An 18469-nucleotide genomic window follows, 5' to 3' on the forward strand; every position below is an offset into this window, starting at 1 on the left:
ACAACACCAGAGAAAGAATCTTGAATGTTATCGATTCCCAAAACTTCACGATAGACCTCCCCTGCTTGTGCACCCCATAAACACCGCATCCCTGCGAACCAAGGAGAGCGAAAACTTGTACGGCTGTGATTTTCGCTGCATTGTCCTTGGCGCGAAAAGCAAAAAGCCGCCTAGGGAATGTCACATTCCACTTGGCGGCCAGGCTGTCTCAATCCATGAGACCCTTAGCTTTCCGTCACACCATCTCGCGATGGGGTTGGCTTTATCAAGAGCTGTTCACCTATCAGCTTGTGAAATTCTTGTCAATGACTACAAAAAACACATATTGACACAAATAATACATATATTTCGACAAGTTATTTCATATTCATCATCAAATTCCATTACAAAACAGAAAGAAACGCCTCCCCCCTGCCTCCACGCGGGCACAGCACACAAAGCACAGTGTACGAAATGCGAAGCGTTTTCAACAGAGGTTTCCCTGTGCTCGTGTCCTGAATTGTACAATACTGCAAGAAAATGCACGTGCCACGGCAACGAAGATACGCCGGGGCCGTCCCCTCCCGCGGCATCATGCCCTGCCGACATCCCGCCGCTGGCAGCGCCCGTTTCGGAAACGTCAAGTCCTCCCACAGAGGAACCGCTCTTCGGGCTTGCCTTTCTTGCGCGCCTTGACCGCGCGTTGTGTTGAACAGGCCGCACGAACGGACGCGTTCAGCGGTCAACGGCGGCAACCGCCCGGCCTTGGCGCGAATGACCCTGGTCAGAAGGGGGAAAAAACGCCCCGGAAAGGAAAGATCGCCGTGGCGCGAGGTCGCGTCGCCCACGACGCAAGGGGGCGGCGAAGGAAAAGCGAGGCGGGAAAAACGTCCGACCCGGTCCAAGGCCGGACGCCCGGAACTTCGGGGCGTCCGGCCTCGACATCAACCGGCCGGGTAGCCGGTGTCGGGCTCCAGTCCGGGGCCTTGGGCCGCGCTCCGGGCCAGTCGGTCGCAGCGTTCGTTCATGGGATGGCCGTTGTGCCCGCGCACCCAAGTGAGCTTCACCTTATGGCGCGAGAGCAGGCCGTCCAGGCGAGTCCAGAGGTCCTTGTTCTTCACGTCTTTTCGGTCGGCGGTTTTCCAGCCGTTCTTTTTCCACTTGGCCAGCCAGCGTTTTTCGATGGCGTCGCGCACGTACATGGAGTCGGTCACCACTTCCACCTGGCGCGTCCCTTTCAGGCTTTCCAGTCCGGCGATGACCGCCAGAATTTCCATGCGGTTGTTGGTGGTGAGCTTGTAGCCGTGCGAAAGTTCCTTTTCGTGATCCTGCCAGGACAAAATCGCCCCGTACCCCCCGGGACCGGGGTTGCCCAGGCAGGCCCCGTCCGTGTGAATGACGACCGGATCGGACCGGTCGGAGGATTCCAGTTCGCTTGTAGTCATGCGTCTCCTTGGCCGACGCGTCCGAAAGGGACGTTGGGCCGGTTTGGCGTATCGTTGGCGGAAAGGCGCGGGGTCCGCGCCTTCGGGCGCGCTGCGCGCGTTGACCGGCCCGGCCGGACTTTGTACGATGTATGAGCGACGCGGGTTCGCCCGCGTCGTCCGTCACCGGTCGATCCGGGCGGCGCGTAGCGTGACGCCCCGGCGGCCGCGCCCGAATTCCCGGGGGCTTACTTGCATGAGTTCATCATGGATGGCAACGTGCGCTTGCGTCTGACGGTGGTTCTGGCCGCCGTATTTCTTTTTCTTTTACCGGGAGGAACCGGCATGAACGAACAGGCCCAAGCCAAGCCCGTGCGCTTGGCCGCTTTGGGCGACAGCCTGACGGCCGGCTGGATGCTCAGGGAACAGGACGCCTTTCCCGTGGTGCTCCAGCGAGAGCTGAAAGCCCTGGGGCACGAGGTGGAAATCATCAATTTCGGCGTTTCCGGCGACACCACCGGCGGGGGGCTGGCCCGCCTGTCTCCGGTCATCGGCTGCCAGCCCGACGGCGTGATCCTGGAACTCGGGACAAACGACAGCCTCATGGGACTGGACCCGGCCGAAATCGAGGCCAACCTGGAAGCCATCATTTCGGCCTGCGAGCGCAAGGGCATTCCCGTGGTCCTCACCGGGGTCAGGACCGTGCCGGGCATGGACCCGGTCTACGGAACCGAATGCGCCGCGGCCTTCGAGCGCCTGGCGGTCAGGCACAAGCTGCTCTTCTACCCCTTCTTCCTGGAAGGCGTGGTCGGACAGCGCAGTCTCTGTCTTCCCGACGGACTGCATCCCAACGCCGAAGGCGCGCGCCAGATCACCATGCGTTTTCTTCCCACGGCCGTGGCCTTTTTGAATGAGATCGCGACCAGGAAAGGCGCCGGAACCTCGCGCGACGCCCACGCGGCGCGCCCGAACGCTTCGCGGACAACGCCCTGAAGGGATTGCGCGTATCCCTTGAAGACACCACGTTTTCAAGAACGCGGCGCAAGAGTCGCCCACAAAAGAAACAAGGCGGCGCTCTCCAGGGGGAGCGCCGCCTTTCGTTTGTCGGAAACTCCGGGGAGAACCGCGACCAGTCGCCAGGGGACGACACGCTGGCCGAAAAACTTTTCCCCCGACCGCCCTACTTTCCCTGTTTGCCGGACAACTGCTCCACCAGGTCGGAGACCTTCTTGCCGTCCGGGGTCTTGGCCGCCGGGTTCACGGCCAACAGAGCCGTAAACGCCTGACGCGCCGCGTCCTTGTCGCCCAGGTCGAAGAGCAGCACCACGCCCTTGTTGAGCAGGGCCACCTGATGGCGGGGATTGAGGCCCAGGGCCTTGTCGAAGCTCTGAACGGCCCGGTCGTGTTCGTGCTCGGCCCGGTACATGACGCCGAGGTCCGTCCAGACGTCGGCAAGGTCGGGGCGAATGGCCAGGGCTTTTTCATAGGCTTCAATGGACTTCCGATGCATGTCGGTGTCGAAATACAGATTGCCCAAGGCAACCCACGTCGTATAGTCGCCGGGATTTTTGGCGGCCTTTTCCTCAAGTTGCTTGGCCTGTCCCATCATGCGCCCCATGGGGTCGGCGTCGGAGGGCGTTTGCGGCAGCGCCGCGCTCTGCCCGCCCCGTCCCGAGTGAAGCGCGTCCTGATTGACGGCCAGAATGGCTCCCTGCCAGCCCAGGAACAGGCCCAGCAGCAGAAGAACCCCGCCCAGAGCCAGCGCGTCGCGCCGGCGCACCATGGCGACCCGCGTGTCATTTCTGCGCGTCATGCCCGCACCCCGCATCAGTTGGACGCCTCCTTGCCGTACTTGGGATTTTGTGCCGCCTTGTTGAGAAAATAATCAATCTTGATCTTCCGATTGGCCGCGATGCGATCCCAATAGTAGTTGGGCGGATCCTTCCAGATGAGCTTGTCCTTGGCGCCGTCCAGATAGACGGCCTCCACGTAGGGGTCGGAACTCGTGGCCTGGCCGTTGCCGGTCAGGTTCAGGTTGGCCACGAAGGTAAGCGAGCGGAAAATGTCGCGCATGTCCTTGGACTTCAGCCGCGAAAAATATTTGCTGTCGCGGGAGGAATAGTCGTCGATGTTGATCTCGCCCCGGAATTCGGCCGTCTTGCCCGGTTCGGTCACCTTCCAGGTCTTGGAAATGAAATAGGCGTAGCCTTCCAACGCCAGGCCCAGGTTGATGCGTTTGCTTCCCTTGAGGAAGGCTTCCTTGAAGGGGCCGGGATCGCCCTTCTCCGCCGGGGCGGCGGCCTGCTCCTTCTGCGCGGGCGAGGCCTGATCCTGGGGCTTGAAGCCTTTCACGTCGATCTTCTTGAGCGGCAGGGCGAACACCGGGGACTGGTCGTTGAAGATGAGCAAATGGCCGGTGATCTCGACGGAAAGCTTCTGGGCCGCCGCCTGGTCGAGCACCTGGCGCGTGGCCGGGCCAAAGCTTTCCTTGTCGCCCAGGGCGATGGTCTTGTTGTTATCGAGCACCAGCGTGTATCCGCCGCCGGACTGTTCACCGGAGCTCGTCAGCTTGCCGGTGCGGGTGACTTCCATTTCCTTGATGAGCCTGGCTTGCGCCGAAACGGCGAAAAGCGCCACGGTCAGCGCCGCCACGAGGATGCTACGCCACATGCTTTACCCCTTCGCCCAAACGGGCGGTTGTTCACGATGCGTCGGCCAATCCGAAGCCGAATACGGCGCGCCGACCCTGAAGCGTGGTCCAGCGCACCCGGCTTTCCATGGCCCAGCGACAAAATTCGGCCAGGGCCTGGGCTCCCGCCTGGGTCAGGTGCACCCCGTCGCGGGCGCGCAGGGTCGATCCGTCGGCCAGGTCGGGTTTGGCCGAGACGTATCGCCGGTCGGGGCCGGAAAACAGCTCCCAGGTGTCCAGAAAGTAGCAGTCGCCATGGGCGGCCACAACCCTGGAAATGACCGCGTTGACATGCTTGAGTTCGCGGCTGAGTCCCGGATCGGCCATCACCGGAGATCCCACCCAGAAAATGATCACGCCGGGGTTGGCCGCGCGGCAGATGGCAAGGATGCGCTCCACCCAGGCCGCGTAGGCCCGGTCCCACTCCGGCGAGCCGAACGCGGCCGACAGTTGCGAGCCGTCTTCCGTGCGCAGGAGCTTGCTGTCGTTGGTTCCCAGCATGATGAGCGCCACGTCGGGATGCATGCGCTCGACCAGGGCGGTCATGGTGGCCTCCCAGTCGAAAAAGTCCGGCCGGGCCAACCCCGAAGAAACCCGCCCCAGACGTCTGAAGCGCAGGCCCGGTTCCTGCCCCAGCGTGCGTTCGAGCTGCTCGCCCAGGCCGATGGAAAGCGAGTCCCCGGCCACAAGCAGCGACGAGGCCCGTTGTTTCGCCCCTCGGGAAACGAACAAGCCCTTGGGAGCGAGCCCGGCCGCGTCGCTCACGGTCGGACGGGCGGACCGATCCGCCCCGGCCGTGACGGTGCCGTTCGGCGCCGAGGGACGCCTTGGGCCGCAACCGCAGAGCAGGCCGAAGCCGACCAGGGCGACCATCAGAAACAGGGAGGAGTGAACGCGCGTCATGGCGCTTTCGGTTTCGCCTCAAACGCCCTTGCCGTCAAGGCCGGGCCGCGCCTCACAGGGCGGGCGACCGGGGTTGGCGCGATCCCTCTTCGGCCACGTTTCTGTCGTCCTTGTGCTTGAGCCCCCGGATCAGGCCCGAATCCGTAAAAAGGCGACGGACGATGACTTCGCCACCCGCCGCGGAAAAATGAATCTTGTCGCCCTCGCGCACGCGCACCCGTTGTCCTTTCGGGTTGACCAGATAGTGGACGTAGCGCCCCTCGGAGTCGGCCAGCAGGGGCCAAGTGTCCAGGTAACGCACGTTGGGCCGCTCCAGGCAGGCCTGGCGGGCCAGGGCGTTCAGGGCACGGCTCTTGTCCGAAAGTTCGGGGTCCCCCATGACCGGAAGCCCAACCCAACAGGCGGGAACGGCCTTTGCCGACAACAGGCGCAAAAACGTGTCCAACCGTCGCTTGTAGATTCCGGCCCGTCGGTCGTCCAGGGCCGTCGGCTCCGGCGCTTCGGGATCAAGCGTCAGGTACTTGGCGTCGTTGGCCCCCATCATCACCACCACAAGCACCGGGGAAGAGTCGGCCAGGAGCTGGCGCAGGGACGCTTCCCAATCGTAGTATCGAGGATTTTGCAGCCCGCTGGCCACCTTGCCCTGGGCCACCACGGTCAATCCCTCGTAGCCCTTGCAGGCCCGCTCCAAGGGCCCGGCCAGGGCGATGGCCAAAGAGTCGCCCACCACCAGCACGTTTCCGGGCCCGCGCACGACCAGCGCGGCGGGTTCCGGGCTTTCGGACGCCCGAGCGTCGGGAGAGGCCGCCGGCTCGTCCGGGACGGCCTCGGCCTCCTCCGGCGGAGGCGAGACCTCCTCCCGCGACGCCACGACATCCTCCGAGACCGGCTCCGGGGCCGCGCCCAGGGCCTCGGCCAGCATGGCTTCGGAACAGCGGTAGGTGTTTTTATAGGCGGGATCAAAAATACCGGACAGGGAGCAATCGAAATCGCGCAAGACGCGCCCGAGCCCCACGGCGTCGTGAAGCCGCTCGCCCGAGGCCACCCATCGGGACACGCGGGGCCAGTCCTCCTCGATCCCGGACGCGAGCCACGGTCCGACCTTGTCGAACATGACGATCAACCCGAACAACAGCCCCACGGCGTAGGCCAGCACAACCCGTCCGCCCTGTCGATCCATCGGCTCCGCCTTGTCGAAAGCACGTTCTCGTATTCGTCTTTCCGGTACTTACGACCGGTCCGCCTTCTTCCTCGGCCACAAAAACGTATGCGCTCTTCAGGAGAAAAAGCAAATACTCTTCGCGGCGCATGGCTCGCGGCAAACCCGCAACAAGTACGCGATCTCAAAACGAAAAATAAATAAACGGCAAGACCCCGTCCGGTCCCAGCCGCACGGCCAGGGCCGCCAGGGCCCCCACGGCCAGGCCCAGGGCCGGGTCCGGCAGCCTGGCGAACCAGTTCGGGCGCAGGCGCAACAGGCCGGGCTTCAGGACCTGGGCCGCCAGGACCGCGACGCACAACAAGACCGCCAAAACGCCGGGAGAGCGGCCCTGGGAATCGCATTCCGCCATGCGCAGGAAGACGTCGAGGGCCCGGGCGGTGTCCGGGGCGGCGAAAAACACCCAGGCCAGGGTGACGAAAGCGAACGTGGCCGCCCAGCACACCGCTCCCCGAACGCCGGCGCGCGCCGCGCTGGACACGGGCGAACGTTTCGGTCCCAGCCAATGGGTGGCGCACAGCCCGACCCCGTGCAAAAGCCCCCACGCGAGATAGTTGAACCCGGCCCCGTGCCACAGCCCGCCCAGGCCCATGGTGACCATGAGGTTGGCCATCCGCCGACGCGGCCCGACCCGGCTCCCGCCCAAGGGGACATAGAGGTAATCGCGCAGCCAGGTGGAGAGGCTGATGTGCCAGCCCCGCCAGAACTGGCGCAGGTTGCGGGCTGCGTAGGGGCTGCGGAAGTTGTCCGGGACCCGAAATCCCAAGAGTCCCGCCATGCCCTGGGCCAGGTCCGAGTACCCCGAAAAGTCCAAAAAAATCTGGACGCTGTAGGCCACGGCCGCCAAAACGGCCCCGGCGCTCGAATACGCCTCCGGCCCGGCCCAAAAGGGACGGGTGACGTGTTCCGTGAGATAGCTCGACAAGGTGATCTTCTTGAAAAGTCCCAGGGCCACCAGCCAGAAAGCCTGGGCCTCGTCCGTCCAGGCCGGACGCGGGGCGCGCAACTGGGGGATGAAAGCCCCGGCGCGCAGGATGGGCCCGGAAAGCAGGGTGGGGAAAAAGGCCATGAAGGCCAGGGTGTCGGACAGGCTCCAGCGGTTGGCGTCCGGGTCGCGGTAGGCGTCCGTCACCATGCCGATGGCCTGAAAAGTGAAAAACGAGATGCCCACGGGCAGGGCCAAGCCGAGATCGGCCAGGCCCGCGTACGATCCGGCCAGGTCGTAAAGCATTGCGTAGTATTTGAAGAAGCACAGATCGCCCAGGACCAGGGCCGCAAACCCCGCCAGCACGGCCCGCCGAGCCGGGGCGGCGCGAAGCCGGACCAGGAGGCGCGCCGAGGCAAAGGCCGCCAGGCTCACGGCCAGGAGCAGCAGGGCGAAGCCCACATGCATGCTGGCGTAGAACACGTACGAGGCCGCGACCAGGCAGGCCACGCGCAGGCCCGGACGACTCCACGCCGCGCGACAGGCGGCCAGCGCCGCCAGAAAGAACACCGCAAACTCAACGCTGACGAGCTGCATACGGGCCAAAGGCGAAAAGCATGATTTCCCCCGAAAGACAGGCTTGACGGCGCTTGTTCCCTGTTACACTCTGCCGGGCGGATAAAGTCTCAAACGCGGCAGGGTCCCCCGGACGCTTTTCCGGAACGTCCAAGAAACCTGCGCTCTTGCCTTGGCACTCTATTCGAACGCCTTGAAAAGGCAATACCCGCCCCGGACGCGGGGACGCCACACGGAGCCCCTATGGAAGCCCTGTTCAGGGAACTTGTCGAGACGAACAAAGAGATTTTGCAAGAAATCAGACAGTTGCGCGAAGAGCTCGCGACTTGGCGCGCCTCTGGAGCGGCCCCGATCCAACCCCTGCCCCCCATCCAGCCGGACTCCCCGGTCCAGGAGGAACGGCCCCGGGTCCAGTCTCCCTGGCTGGAAGACCATGTCCGGCCGGAAGCTCCCAAGGCGGTCGCCTCGCCTCCGTCGGCCTCCCTGCCCAACCCCGCCGACTTCGGACTGGCGGAAACGGCCAAATCCGCTCCGCCGCGCTATTCGGCCCAAGACCTTGAAGATCTGCGCGGAGCCCTTCTCGAAGGCGTCAAAGCGCGCAACAAGCAAAAACGCGACGCCTTCGCCGAGTTCGAAAAGCTGCACAATCGCTGACCCTCCAGGACTTCTTTGCCCGCCGGCCAGGCGCGGCGGTCGCCCGGGGCGACGGATACACGGGGACGAACGGTTGCTCGCCTTCGTAGCGCGCGTTGTCCGCGCCGTCGCGGTTCGGCTAGCGGAAGAACCGGTCTCCCCCGCCCCTGGCCACGGCCACCATGTCCGCATGGGGTTGAAAGGGATTGTCCGCAGGCCGGGGCGTGCGCAGGGTGAGTTCGGCGGCGAAGGGGGTTTCGGCCAGAAGGGCGTTGACGGCGTGGACCAGCAAGACTTCCAACCCGATCACGTCGGCCACGTTGTAGGCGAGCAGGGTTTCCAGGGCGCGCGGGTCCCCGGTGTTTTCATAGTGCTTCCAGAGCAGCACGGCCCCGTAGCCGTCCACCCCGTTCAGGTCCCCCCGATCCAGGCCGAAGCGCTTTTCGCACGCCTTCAGGCCGCCGCGCACCCCCATGGCTCCCAGCACGAAACGCAGGTCCACGTGGGCCCTGGGCAGGGACAGGCCCAGCACGTTTTCCAGCACCGGCACGTCGAAGCAGCGGCCATTGTAGGTCACCAGAACCTTCACCGCGTCCAGGTCGGCCTGCAACTGGTCCAGACTTTGTCCCCACACGTAGGTGCGTACGGTCCCCCGGTGGTACAAGGCCACCGTGGTGACCTGCGGGTCGCGCAGGCCGTCGGTTTCGATATCGAGGTACCCGGCGTCGGGCAGAAAATGGGGAAAAAGCCGCCACGTCTGGGCGCTTCCCAGGCGTGCGGCGAACCAGTCCGCGTCTTCGGCGCGCAGCGCCCTGTCCGATTCGGCCAACCCCTGACGGGCCAGGGCCGTGCGCGACGGCCCCAAGCGGGAAGGCCCCTGTGGGGGGAAGTCGTCCCAGTGGCGCACGCCCGCCTGCCACAGGGCGGCCTCCAGTTTGGGGCCGACCCCAGGCAGATGCTGAAAGGTGTGTCCGAGCACGACGCGGCCGGCTAGGCCTTGTCCTTGTGCGTCTCGCTGGCCTGGGCCGTGGAGCTGTTCGGCTTGTCTTCGATCCTGTCGGGCGTGATGTTTTTTTCGTTCATGGATTCGCGGAATTCCTTGATGCTCTTGCCCAGGTCCTTGCCCAGGTTGCCCAGGCGTCCGGGACCGAAGACCAGCAAAACGATAGCCAGAACCACCAGCCAGTGCCAGATGGAAAAAGCGCCCATGCGGCGTCTCCTTGGGAGGGTTTGTTTAAAGAAGAGTTTCTCTGCCCTACGATTAAGCCCGGTGTGGGCGTTTGGCAAACAAAATGTTGCGGTGTAGGGTGACGCCATGTGCGGACGTTTCGCCCTGGCCATTCCCCGAAGCGCCATCCGGCATCGCTTCGACCTGGAAACCGCGCCCGACGCGCCGGAGCGCTACAACATAGCCCCGGGCCAGCCTGTGGAAGCCGTGCTCCAGGACCACCTGGGCCGGCGCATGGCCCTTTTCGTCTGGGGGCTTGTTCCGCGCTTTCGCCGGGCCGGCTCCAAACCCGCGCCGCTCATCAACGCCCGGGCCGAAACCGCCGCGGAAAAGCCGACCTTTCGCAACGCCCTGCGCTTCAGCCGCTGCCTGGTTCCCCTGCAAGGCTTCTACGAGTGGTCCGGCCCGCCCGGTGCGCGTCGGCCCTGGTTCGTCACGTCGAAAAACGGCGAACTTCTGGCCATGGCCGCCCTCCACGAGTCGTTCGGAGCGGCCGACGGAGAGGCCGAAGCCCGTCTGGCCGTGCTCACCTGCCCGGCCAACGACCTGGTCGCGCCCATTCACAACCGCATGCCCGTGCTCGTCCGCCCGCAAGACGACGCCCGCTGGCTGGACCCCGACCTGACCGACCCCTCCGCACTGGCCGACATCCTGGCCTCGCGCCCCTGGCCGGACATGACCGCCTGGCCCGTCAGCGCGGCGGTCAACGCCGTGGCCAACCAGGGCCCGCACCTCATGGCCCCGGTCCGCGCGGACAACCTCCCGCTGCCGGGACTGGCCCCTCGCCGCTGAGCCTGGTCTTCGCTCGCCTTGCACGCCGCCTCTGGACATCCCTGCCGGGCGGGCGTAAAAAAAGAATACGCTCCGGGCGTTCGCCGTCTTTCGCGGATGGCACCTGCGCCGCACCTCCAACCGGAGAGCGAAAGCGAACGGCAGGGTGCACACACAGCCAGGAACGTTCAGCGATGCGGCCATGCAGGTCGCGTGCAAACGAAGAAGTTCGGTTCCGACAGATCGTTTTTTCGGCCAAAACGTCAACCTATTGCGGGAGACAACCATTATGATCTCCAGACAAGCCGTTGAACGCCGTCGTCGTCTAGGCCTTCGCCAACTCAAGCGGTGGGAGTACTCCCCCGAGGAGTGCACGCCGCGAGCCGTCGGGAAGTCCGGGGGAACGCGCAAGCCCTGCTCGTGCTGCATGTGCGGCAACCCGCGCAGACGCCTCGGCAATTCCAGAAAGGCCAAGACCTTGCAAGAGGCCAAGCTGCTCTCCCTGGACGAGGAGCGCGACGTCTCCTGACCCGACTGTCTGGCCGCCTTGCGGCTGAACCGGTGCATACAAAAAAAGCGCCGGACGCTTGTGCGTCCGGCGCTTGCTTTTTTCTGTCGCCTTTGGCGTCTACCGCTTGAGCTGGATGATTTCCGACAACATGGTGTCCGTGGTGGTGATGACCTTGGAGTTGGCCTGGAAGCCGCGCTGGGTCTGGATCATCTCGACCATTTCGTTGGCCATGTCCACGTTGGACGATTCCAGCGAATTGCCGCTGACCGAGCCCAGGCGTCCGGTCTTGGCGCGTCCGATCAGGGCTTCTCCCGAATCGCGGGTTTCGCTGAACAGGTTGCCGCCGTTGCGCTTGAGTCCCCAGGGGCTGGCGAAGTCCGCCAGGGCGATGACGTAGAGCTCCTGCACCTGGCCGTTGGAGAATCGCCCGGTGAGCACGCCGTCCTCATCCACCGAGACGCTTTGCAGGGTTCCCGGAGGGTAGCCGTCCTGCGACTGGTAGAGCAGCGACGAAGAGGTCTCGTAGTTCGTGGTGGAAAGCGACGCCACGTTGAGCGTCGAGGGATTGAAGCCCTGCAGCGCGGCGGGATCGGTCAGGTGGGACAATCCGAGCATGTCCGCCGTGGTGGCGGAGGTGTTCCAGGTGGTGTTGCCGCTGCGAATGCCAAGGTTCAGGGCGATGCTCGTGGAATTGGAGGCCGTGGTGATGCTGGCCCCGGAAACGCTGCGGAAGTTGGCGGTGAACACCGGGTATCCCGAGCTCGATATCTTGGCCAGGCTCCAGTTGTTGAGCCCGCTCACTTCGGAGGAGTAGCTCAGGTCGTTCAGGGTGTAGGAGGTGATGTTCTCCATGCCGCCCGCGTCGTTGAAGGACAGGGAGCCGATCATGAGCACGCCGGCCTTGGCGTTGGAGCTCATGGACTTGCTCGCGCCGCCGATGTTGAAGACGCGACCGTCTTCCTCGGGGGTGCAGCAGACCATGTATTCCCAGTACTCCTTGCCGCTCACGTCCGAGACCTTGTCGTAGTAGACCGTCAGATCGTGGGAGCCGCCGCGCTGGTCGTACACCGTGATCGTGTTCTGGAACGAGAACGACGTCTCCGCCAGGGCCGGATTATCCGGGTGGTTCGGGTCGTAGCGATAGTTCTTGAACATGGAGAAGAACGGGTCCGTGGTGTCGGAAGACCGCGAGTCCTCCCGGGGATCGAGGTTGGTGACCATGGTCAAGTTGTTGGTGGCCTGCGCTCCCAGAGCCAGGGAGTCGAGCTGCACGCTGGTCACGCTGCCCTTGGTGGGAACCTGGTTGATGATGCGGCCTTGGGCCTTGGCGTAGCGCAGGGTCGCCTGATCCACCTGCCAACCTTGCAGGGCCATTCCGTGGGGATCGACCAGATAGCCGTTCTTGTCGAAGCGGAAATTGCCCGCCCGGGTGTAGAAATTTTCCTGGGTGCTCAAGTTCTTCACGGTGAAGAAACCGTCACCGGAAATGGCCAGGTCGGTGTTCTCGTTGGAGGTCTGGAAACCGCCCTGGGTAAAGTCGCCAAGCAGGGCTCCGACCCGAACGCCCATGCCCAGCTGCCCCATACCCTGGGCCGTGCCGATGCTCGAGTACATCAGGTCCTCAAAGTCCATGCGTTGGCTCTTGAAGCCCACGGTGTTGACGTTGGCCAGGTTGTTGCCAATGACGCCCATCTTTTCGCCGTGCGCCAGAAGGCCCGTAACCCCAGCCCACATGGAAGTCGCCAAACCCATAAACCACCTCCAAAAAGAGTGCCGACCGACTACGACGTCGTGGCGGATGTCACCACTTCCTGCACGTCCGTGAGCTTTACGCTGCGTCCGTCGGAGAGCTTGAGCACGAAATTTCCGTCCTGATTGCCGGCCCCGGTCACGGTGCCGGTCACGCTGCTCGACACGAGCATGGAACTGCCGTCCGACTTCTGGGCCGAGATGCCGACCTTGTAGATGCCGTCCGGCATGACCGTCCCGTTGGAGCTCTTGCCGTTCCACTGAAAGGTCTGGTCGCCGGCGGCCTTGGCCCCCAGGTCCAGGGTGCTCACGATGTTGCCGTTGGCGTCCATGATGTTCACGCTCACCTTGCTCGCGGCGTCGCTCAGCGTGTAGGTCATGGCCCCGACCTTGCCGCCCGACTTGGTCAGGCTGTCGCCGGCGGCCTTGACGTCCTTGCCGATGAATCCCACCGCGCCCAGGGCCAGTTGCTGCGACCCCAGAGTGGTCAGGCTGCTTATTCCCGTGGAAATGTTGGTGAGCTGTTCAAGACTCGAAAACTGGGAGAGCTCGGCCACGAATTCCTTGTCGTCCATGGGGCTCAGAGGATCCTGCGCCTGGAGCTGGGTGACGAGAAGCTTCAGAAAGTCGTCCTTGCCCAGGCTGGAGTCGCCCGAGGTGGTGGTCGTCTGAAACTCCGTCTCGGCTCTGCCGATGATTCCGGCGCTCACTCCGGCGTAATCCGTGTACGTGGTGCTCATGGTCGCTCTCCTGGACGGCTTAGGCGATGAGATCGAGCCCGCTCTGGGAAGAACTTGCCGTCCTCACCTGACTCTGCACGTCCTGGGCCAAAATCTCGCCCACGCCGCCCAAAGCCGAGCCCACCCGCATGCGTCCCAGGGCGTCCCGCCGTTCCTGCGCCTGGTTGTGCTGTTCGGCGCCGCTCCATTGCTGGCCCAGGTTCTGCTCCTGGGAAAGCCCGGTGCGCACCTCCAGCTTGGAAACGGTGAGCCCCTGGCGCTCCAGGCTTTCCTTCACCTGGGCCAAATTTTCCGCCAGAAGCTTGCTGGCCTCCGGGCTTTCGGCCTTGATGACGGCCTGCACTTCCTTGCCCTTGACCGTGAGCACCACATTGAGCTTGCCCAGGTTGTCGGGACTGAGTTCAAGGGAGAGTTGCTTGGTTCCCTGGCCCAGGTTCCGCAAGACGCCGTTTTCCACCTGGTCGAGAAGGCTCTGGGCCTGGGCCCGATCCGTGGCGGCCTGGCCGGCCCGGGTCTGGGAGCCGGCGGCGACGCCGGACTGGCTCTGGCCGAAAAGTCCGCCCAGGGCCGATCCCTTGTCCAGGCTGGACTGGGTTCCCACGGAACCGCCCTCCTCCGTGCGCATCTTGCCCCAGAAATCGGACCAGGCCTTGTCCTGGGCGGACTTCTGCTGCTCCGAACCGTTCCCGGTCTGGCCGCGCTGTCCGCTCCAACCCGCGAGATCGTTGCGGGCGTTCTGCGGATTCTGGGAGTTGCCATGTCCCTGTTGCCCGGGATCGCCGGCCTTGTCCGCTTCCTTGTTGGCGGACTGGGCGGCGTTGATCTTTTCGGCGTTTCCGCCCGTGGCGAGGTTCTTGGCGTCGAGCTGATTCTCCACGGTCTTTCGGGACAGGCCGTAGCGGTCGGCCGAGTCGGCGAGCACATCGCCCACCGCCTGGCGCACGCCGCCCATGACCTGGTCCACCTTGTCGAGTTGCTTGCTCTGCTCGCCGTGCATCAGGCGCAGCGCCTCAGCCACGTCCTTGGCCGTGAGGCTTTGCGACTCCATGGCCTGAAACAGCGGGGAAAGCTTGGCCTGGGACTCGGGCGTGAGGCGCATGGCCTTGCTCAGGGCCTGCAACTCGTCCGGCGAAAAGCTCAACGTATCGTCCGGGGAAAGCGAAGCCAGCTTGGCGTTCACCTGCTTCCACACGTCAGAGCCCTTGCCGGAGGCCACGCTCTCCATCATGCTCTTGGCCTGCCCGGAATCAAAGCCCAGGCGGGTGAAGAAGTCGGTCAGGCCCTGCTTGTCCTGGTCGGTGAGCTGCACCTTGCCCATGACCTGATCGGTAACGCCCTCGCGCAGGGTGTAGACGAACTGTCCCCAGGTCATGCCTTCCGGGCTGGAAACCTTGGTCTGCACGTCGTCCAAGGTTTCCTTGTCGATCCCGGCCTGCTCCAGCTTGGGACGCAATTGGGCAAAATCTTCCTGGGTCATCTTCACGTTCTGCATGGCGTCGAGCTGAACGGAGTCCGAAAGGACCTTGGAGGCCTGGCTGGACTGGGTCCCGGACGACGAAGCGGACGAGGCGCTAAGACTTTGCAGCGCGGTCAAATCCTGGGACAGGTCGGAGGCCGTGGTATCCGTCACGCCAAGCGTGGCCAGGGTCTGGCGCATGGACTGATAGCGCTTGGCGAACAATTCGGCGAACTGGGTTCCGGCGCTTTGCGAACTTTGCAAGCCGGAAAAATAATCCGGCAGAGGGGTCTTGGATGTCGCGGTCAAACCGGGAAGTATCTGCATGGTCTTCCTCCTGCGCCGCGACTGGTACAAAAGCCGTACCAGCCTGAACAAACGGCCTTTCTTGCCGTATTTGAGGAAGGATTTGCCGCCTTGGCGGGCGAAAGGCTCAGGAACAGGCGGCCAGAACGGTTTCCAGCAGTCCCAGGGCCTCGGTCCAGGCCTTCGGGGTCAGGTCCGCGTTCTGGGCCCGCATGTGCATGAACCCGGCGAGCGGGCGCACCAGGGGGGCCGCGCCGAGCCAGAAGTCTTGCCCGGGATCGACGGGACTTGCCGCCCGGGCCAGGCTGACGCGTCTGGCCAAATCGGCCAAATGCCTGGCCAGGGCCAAGGCCAGACGAGGATGGGTCCGAACCAGCCCGGCCCAGGCCAGAGACGGCCTGTCCCCGGGCACGAGCCGGAAATGCGCGGCGAACACCGACCGCCAGAACTCGCCCAGGACATCGCCAGCCGAACCGGGCCACAACGGCGCCGTCGCGCCGGATGTCGGGGCCAACGCCGCGTCAGGCCCCGGACGGGGAGTCCGCTCGATTCGCGAACCGGAGGGCGAGCCGGATTTCGGGGCGCCCCCCCGATCCCAAAGGATCTCGTCGACCCGGGGCGAACCGATCCGCTCCAGGTCGTACAGGCCGTCCGGGGTGCGGGCGGTGCGGAAGAGCCGGGTCCCCTTGGGCGCGGTCAGCCGCGCGGCGTCGCCGCCCGTGGCCAGCAGACGCCAGACCAGATAGGCCACGTCGCGGGGGCGAAAGCGCTCCCGACAGCGCGGCGCGTCGAAGCGGCAGCGCCAGCAGCCCAGGCAGGACATGGCGGCGCGCAGCACGAAATGTCCCGCAGGAAACGGTCCGGTCTCCCAGGGACTCACCGGCCCCATGGAAAGATTGAGCGTGGCCAGGCCGGACCAGGCAGCCACGTGCATGGGGCCGGTGTCCGGGGTGACGAGCAGATCCAGGGTCTGGCCGGCAGCCATGAACTGACGCAAGGAGAGCCGGCCGCACAGGTTCACGGGCCGGCCACGGGTCGCCTGCTCCACCGCGCGGCCCAGTTCCACGTCGGCGGGGCCGCCAAAGAGCGCGACCTTGAGGCCCCGGCGCTCCAGTTCGAAGACCAGATCCGCGGAAAACGAAACGTCCGGGCGTTTGCTCTCCTGACTGGCGCCCAGGAACAGGCCCACGGACTTCTCCCGTCTGTCCGGCCAACGGGGCGAGTCGAAGCGCGTGGCCGCGTACACCCCGGGGTCGGTGCAGTCCAGGGCGTTGAGTTCGGCCCAGTGGAAGCGGTTGTACCGGTTGTTGTGGCTGAGCGAGGTCCGGTAGAGCTGGCCCGTGCCGCGCACCCGAAGCGTGCCATCCGGCTCGATCACGGGTCCGATTTTTCTCGGCGCATCCAACCTTCCGGCGAGCTGCGCCGCCTCGCGGCGATGACTCAGATTGACGATCAGGGCGTAAGGACGACTCTCCAAATGTTCCGTAGCCGTCCAGGGGATGTAGACCACGGACGGGGAAAGCCCCTTGAGCTCCTCATAAAAAACCGGTTCGGCCACCACCCAAACGGGCCGGGCGGGCGAGTGGCGGGCCAGCCACAAAAACAGCGGAAACGACAACACGATGTCGCCCATGCGCTGCATTTGCAACACCAGCGCCGGAGCCGCTTCACCGCTCACCGCGTCCCTCGGCGTCTTCCCCCGCGACCACCCGCCATTTCCACGCTCCGTCCTTCAGCGCGGCCATGTCGGCGACGCGGGCGGCCCGGGCGAACTGGTCCGGCGTATAGCTGTGGTGAAGCTTGTACTGATTGGCCGCGCCCAGGTCGAAAAGGGCCTGTCCGGGTTGTCCCTGCGCGCCGGTGCTCTTGAAGTGGCCGATGGCCAGGTGCCCCTGGAATACGGGGGGCTTGTCGGCGAGCAACAGCCGGATGTCGTGGTCCAGATCGTCGTACTGGGAGGGGGAGTAACGCAGATCGAAGCCCTTGCCGGCAATCAGCTCGGCGGTGCGAAAGAGGTGACAGCAGCCGGTGACCGTGGCGCAGGGACGCACGCGGGCGAACTGGCCCTGGTCCAGGGTCTGGTGGTGACCCGAAGAAAGAGAAAAACGCGCCTGGTCTTCCGGATCCCGCCGGGGATCAAGAAACACGTCGGCGGACTGTATCCGACTGGGCCGGGCGTGATCCTTGACCAGGCAGCCCCACACCCCGGCCCGGGGATAGGCGGCCACGGCCGCGCCCAGCCGCGAAAGCCAGTCCCGGGGCAATTCCACGTCGTCGTCGAGGTACAGGGCGAAGTCGCTGGCCCGCACATGCGGCAAGGAGGCCAGCCAGTTGCGCGCGGCCGGAGCGCCCACGTTGACCGGAAGACGTTCGGCGTGAAACCGCTCGGTCCCCAGCCGCTCGGCGAAGTCGGAAAGAACGCGCCCGGTCTCGTCGCCCGAGCCGTTGTCGAGCACGGTGACGCGCCAAGTCGCCGCGGCCCGGTCCAGGTCGCTGACCGCCAGGCTTTCCAGGGTGCGGCGCAGGTCGCGGGGCTTGCGAAAACTGTAGAGCAGGATGGAGACGCTCCCCGGCAGGCACGCCCGCGCCCGGTCGCGACCAAGCACCAGATCGGCCAGCACGAGCAGGGCCGAAACGTTCCAGGGATTGGCCGTCAACTCGCGGCGCAAGCTTCGGACCGCGCCCCGCGCATCGCCCAGCGCGGCCAGGGCCAGTCCGGCGCGCCAGTCCAGCCCAGGGGCCTCCCAGAGCCCGGCCAGACGGCGATACCCGTCCAGGGCGCTTTCGGGCCGGCCGCGCAGCATGTCGTGTCCCGCTCCCACCAGAAGGGCCAGGGGCTCGGGAAGGTCGCCGGCCAGGGAGAGGGCCAAGTCCCAGTCCTCCTCGGCCGCGGCGTGAAAAAGCGAAAGGCCGATCCAATGCGGATTGCCCGGCTCTTTTTCCCGCTGTTTGGCCAGGTACGCGAAAATCTTGTCCGGCTCCCGGCGCAGAGCCAAGCGCCGATAATAGGCCTGATCGGCCGGCGGCCGAAAATGTTTGAGCACATGCCGGGCCAGGGCGTGACCCACGGGGTCGGCCCCGGTCACATCGGACGCCAACGCCGGACGCAGGGGGTCGAAGGACCAGGCGAACCCGGCCAATCGCCAGGCCAAGGACGAAAGCCCCTCGCGACCGGCCAAGCGAGCGCATTCGGCCATGTGCGCGGCCCCCTCGCAGCCGTGCAGGAGCCCCGAGCGCAGCGGTTCGGGCAGGACGGCCACGGGCCAGACGCCAGACGGAATTTCCTGGCCCCCGGTCGAACCGCGACGCGAAAAGGCGGAACCTTCCCCGGCCGGCGCCCCGGTCGCATCCGCCGCGCCC

At 65.2% G+C, this 18469-nt stretch carries 17 protein-coding genes and 1 riboswitch; of the genes, 4 read left to right on the forward strand and 13 right to left on the reverse strand.

Translation table 11 applies throughout. The features are described 5' to 3' along the window. Positions 1-190: 190 nt before the first annotated feature. Positions 191-271, reverse strand: a riboswitch (cyclic di-GMP riboswitch). A 652-nt stretch (positions 272-923) separates the two neighbouring features. Next, positions 924-1424 carry a ribonuclease HI gene (gene rnhA, locus ACYQ01_RS04790; RefSeq protein ID WP_459932687.1) on the reverse strand — a complete coding sequence of 167 codons (501 nt, stop codon included), beginning with the start codon at positions 1422-1424 and terminating at the stop codon, positions 924-926. 246 nt (positions 1425-1670) lie between these two features. Between rnhA and ACYQ01_RS04795 the strand changes: the two genes are divergently transcribed. Further along, entirely contained in the window at positions 1671-2396 is a 726-nt protein-coding gene (locus ACYQ01_RS04795) for an arylesterase (RefSeq protein ID WP_459932688.1), read from the forward strand. 187 nt (positions 2397-2583) lie between these two features. Here the strand turns inward: ACYQ01_RS04795 and ACYQ01_RS04800 are convergent, their stop codons facing one another. From ACYQ01_RS04800 to ACYQ01_RS04820, 5 genes are all read right to left on the reverse strand, one after another. Further along, entirely contained in the window at positions 2584-3216 is a 633-nt protein-coding gene (locus ACYQ01_RS04800; protein ID WP_459932689.1) for a tetratricopeptide repeat protein, read from the reverse strand. Between the two features lie 14 nt (positions 3217-3230). Continuing rightward, the gene (locus ACYQ01_RS04805; RefSeq protein ID WP_459932690.1) at positions 3231-4073 is read right to left on the reverse strand and encodes a hypothetical protein; all 843 of its coding nucleotides are present in this window, start codon (positions 4071-4073) and stop codon (positions 3231-3233) included. 31 nt (positions 4074-4104) lie between these two features. Beyond that, on the reverse strand, positions 4105-4995 hold the full coding sequence (locus ACYQ01_RS04810) for an SGNH/GDSL hydrolase family protein (protein ID WP_459932691.1): 891 nt from the start codon (positions 4993-4995) through the stop codon (positions 4105-4107). 52 nt (positions 4996-5047) lie between these two features. Then, positions 5048-6175, reverse strand: a complete 1128-nt coding sequence (locus ACYQ01_RS04815) for an SGNH/GDSL hydrolase family protein (protein WP_459932692.1) — start codon at positions 6173-6175, stop codon at positions 5048-5050. A 163-nt stretch (positions 6176-6338) separates the two neighbouring features. Beyond that, positions 6339-7736 (reverse strand): MBOAT family O-acyltransferase, encoded by a 1398-nt coding sequence (locus ACYQ01_RS04820; RefSeq protein ID WP_459932693.1) that lies wholly within the window; start codon positions 7734-7736, stop codon positions 6339-6341. Between the two features lie 222 nt (positions 7737-7958). Between ACYQ01_RS04820 and ACYQ01_RS04825 the strand changes: the two genes are divergently transcribed. Continuing rightward, positions 7959-8369, forward strand: a complete 411-nt coding sequence (locus ACYQ01_RS04825) for a hypothetical protein (protein ID WP_459932694.1) — start codon at positions 7959-7961, stop codon at positions 8367-8369. Between the two features lie 118 nt (positions 8370-8487). On the opposite strand, the gene ACYQ01_RS04830 is transcribed toward ACYQ01_RS04825, so the two are convergent. Both ACYQ01_RS04830 and tatA read right to left on the reverse strand, forming a co-directional pair. Next, on the reverse strand, positions 8488-9327 hold the full coding sequence (locus ACYQ01_RS04830) for a ribonuclease H-like domain-containing protein (protein ID WP_459932695.1): 840 nt from the start codon (positions 9325-9327) through the stop codon (positions 8488-8490). A gap of 11 nt (positions 9328-9338) precedes the next feature. Further along, complete coding sequence (gene tatA / locus ACYQ01_RS04835) at positions 9339-9557, reverse strand: twin-arginine translocase TatA/TatE family subunit (protein ID WP_459932696.1); 219 nt, start codon at positions 9555-9557, stop codon at positions 9339-9341. A gap of 106 nt (positions 9558-9663) precedes the next feature. Between tatA and ACYQ01_RS04840 the strand changes: the two genes are divergently transcribed. Further along, a complete protein-coding gene (locus ACYQ01_RS04840) occupies positions 9664-10368 on the forward strand; it encodes an SOS response-associated peptidase (RefSeq protein ID WP_459932697.1) in 705 nt (234 codons plus the stop codon). A 268-nt stretch (positions 10369-10636) separates the two neighbouring features. Further along, positions 10637-10876, forward strand: a complete 240-nt coding sequence (locus tag ACYQ01_RS04845) for a hypothetical protein (protein WP_459932698.1) — start codon at positions 10637-10639, stop codon at positions 10874-10876. A 99-nt stretch (positions 10877-10975) separates the two neighbouring features. On the opposite strand, the gene ACYQ01_RS04850 is transcribed toward ACYQ01_RS04845, so the two are convergent. The 5 genes from ACYQ01_RS04850 to ACYQ01_RS04870 all read right to left on the reverse strand — a co-directional run bounded on the left by ACYQ01_RS04850 (position 10976) and on the right by ACYQ01_RS04870 (position 18369). Further along, positions 10976-12610, reverse strand: coding sequence for a flagellar hook protein FlgE (locus tag ACYQ01_RS04850; protein WP_459932699.1), 1635 nt, complete (start codon positions 12608-12610; stop codon positions 10976-10978). A 29-nt stretch (positions 12611-12639) separates the two neighbouring features. Next, a complete protein-coding gene (locus tag ACYQ01_RS04855; RefSeq protein WP_459932700.1) occupies positions 12640-13347 on the reverse strand; it encodes a flagellar hook assembly protein FlgD in 708 nt (235 codons plus the stop codon). Between the two features lie 19 nt (positions 13348-13366). After that, positions 13367-15130, reverse strand: a complete 1764-nt coding sequence (locus ACYQ01_RS04860; RefSeq protein WP_459932701.1) for a flagellar hook-length control protein FliK — start codon at positions 15128-15130, stop codon at positions 13367-13369. Between the two features lie 106 nt (positions 15131-15236). Continuing rightward, complete coding sequence (locus ACYQ01_RS04865; protein WP_459932702.1) at positions 15237-16787, reverse strand: glycosyltransferase family 9 protein; 1551 nt, start codon at positions 16785-16787, stop codon at positions 15237-15239. Continuing rightward, complete coding sequence (locus ACYQ01_RS04870) at positions 16777-18369, reverse strand: glycosyltransferase family 2 protein (protein ID WP_459932703.1); 1593 nt, start codon at positions 18367-18369, stop codon at positions 16777-16779. Before ACYQ01_RS04870 ends, ACYQ01_RS04865 begins: the two co-directional genes overlap by 11 nt. Positions 18370-18469 lie beyond the last annotated feature (100 nt).

The sequence above is a fragment of the Fundidesulfovibrio butyratiphilus genome (assembly GCF_054657235.1).

What these genes read in the sequence shown, in the direction of transcription:
- rnhA (WP_459932687.1), bottom strand. Translation starts at nt 1,424, where the DNA reads ATGACTACAAGCGAACTGGAATCCTCCGACCGGTCCGATCCGGTCGTC.
- ACYQ01_RS04850 (WP_459932699.1), bottom strand. Translation starts at nt 12,610, where the DNA reads ATGGGTTTGGCGACTTCCATGTGGGCTGGGGTTACGGGCCTTCTGGCG.
- ACYQ01_RS04855 (WP_459932700.1), bottom strand. Translation starts at nt 13,347, where the DNA reads ATGAGCACCACGTACACGGATTACGCCGGAGTGAGCGCCGGAATCATC.
- ACYQ01_RS04860 (WP_459932701.1), bottom strand. Translation starts at nt 15,130, where the DNA reads ATGCAGATACTTCCCGGTTTGACCGCGACATCCAAGACCCCTCTGCCG.
- ACYQ01_RS04795 (WP_459932688.1), top strand. Translation starts at nt 1,671, where the DNA reads ATGGATGGCAACGTGCGCTTGCGTCTGACGGTGGTTCTGGCCGCCGTA.
- ACYQ01_RS04825 (WP_459932694.1), top strand. Translation starts at nt 7,959, where the DNA reads ATGGAAGCCCTGTTCAGGGAACTTGTCGAGACGAACAAAGAGATTTTG.
- ACYQ01_RS04840 (WP_459932697.1), top strand. Translation starts at nt 9,664, where the DNA reads ATGTGCGGACGTTTCGCCCTGGCCATTCCCCGAAGCGCCATCCGGCAT.
- ACYQ01_RS04820 (WP_459932693.1), bottom strand. Translation starts at nt 7,736, where the DNA reads ATGCAGCTCGTCAGCGTTGAGTTTGCGGTGTTCTTTCTGGCGGCGCTG.
- ACYQ01_RS04810 (WP_459932691.1), bottom strand. Translation starts at nt 4,995, where the DNA reads ATGACGCGCGTTCACTCCTCCCTGTTTCTGATGGTCGCCCTGGTCGGC.
- ACYQ01_RS04815 (WP_459932692.1), bottom strand. Translation starts at nt 6,175, where the DNA reads ATGGATCGACAGGGCGGACGGGTTGTGCTGGCCTACGCCGTGGGGCTG.
- ACYQ01_RS04800 (WP_459932689.1), bottom strand. Translation starts at nt 3,216, where the DNA reads ATGACGCGCAGAAATGACACGCGGGTCGCCATGGTGCGCCGGCGCGAC.
- tatA (WP_459932696.1), bottom strand. Translation starts at nt 9,557, where the DNA reads ATGGGCGCTTTTTCCATCTGGCACTGGCTGGTGGTTCTGGCTATCGTT.
- ACYQ01_RS04845 (WP_459932698.1), top strand. Translation starts at nt 10,637, where the DNA reads ATGATCTCCAGACAAGCCGTTGAACGCCGTCGTCGTCTAGGCCTTCGC.
- ACYQ01_RS04805 (WP_459932690.1), bottom strand. Translation starts at nt 4,073, where the DNA reads ATGTGGCGTAGCATCCTCGTGGCGGCGCTGACCGTGGCGCTTTTCGCC.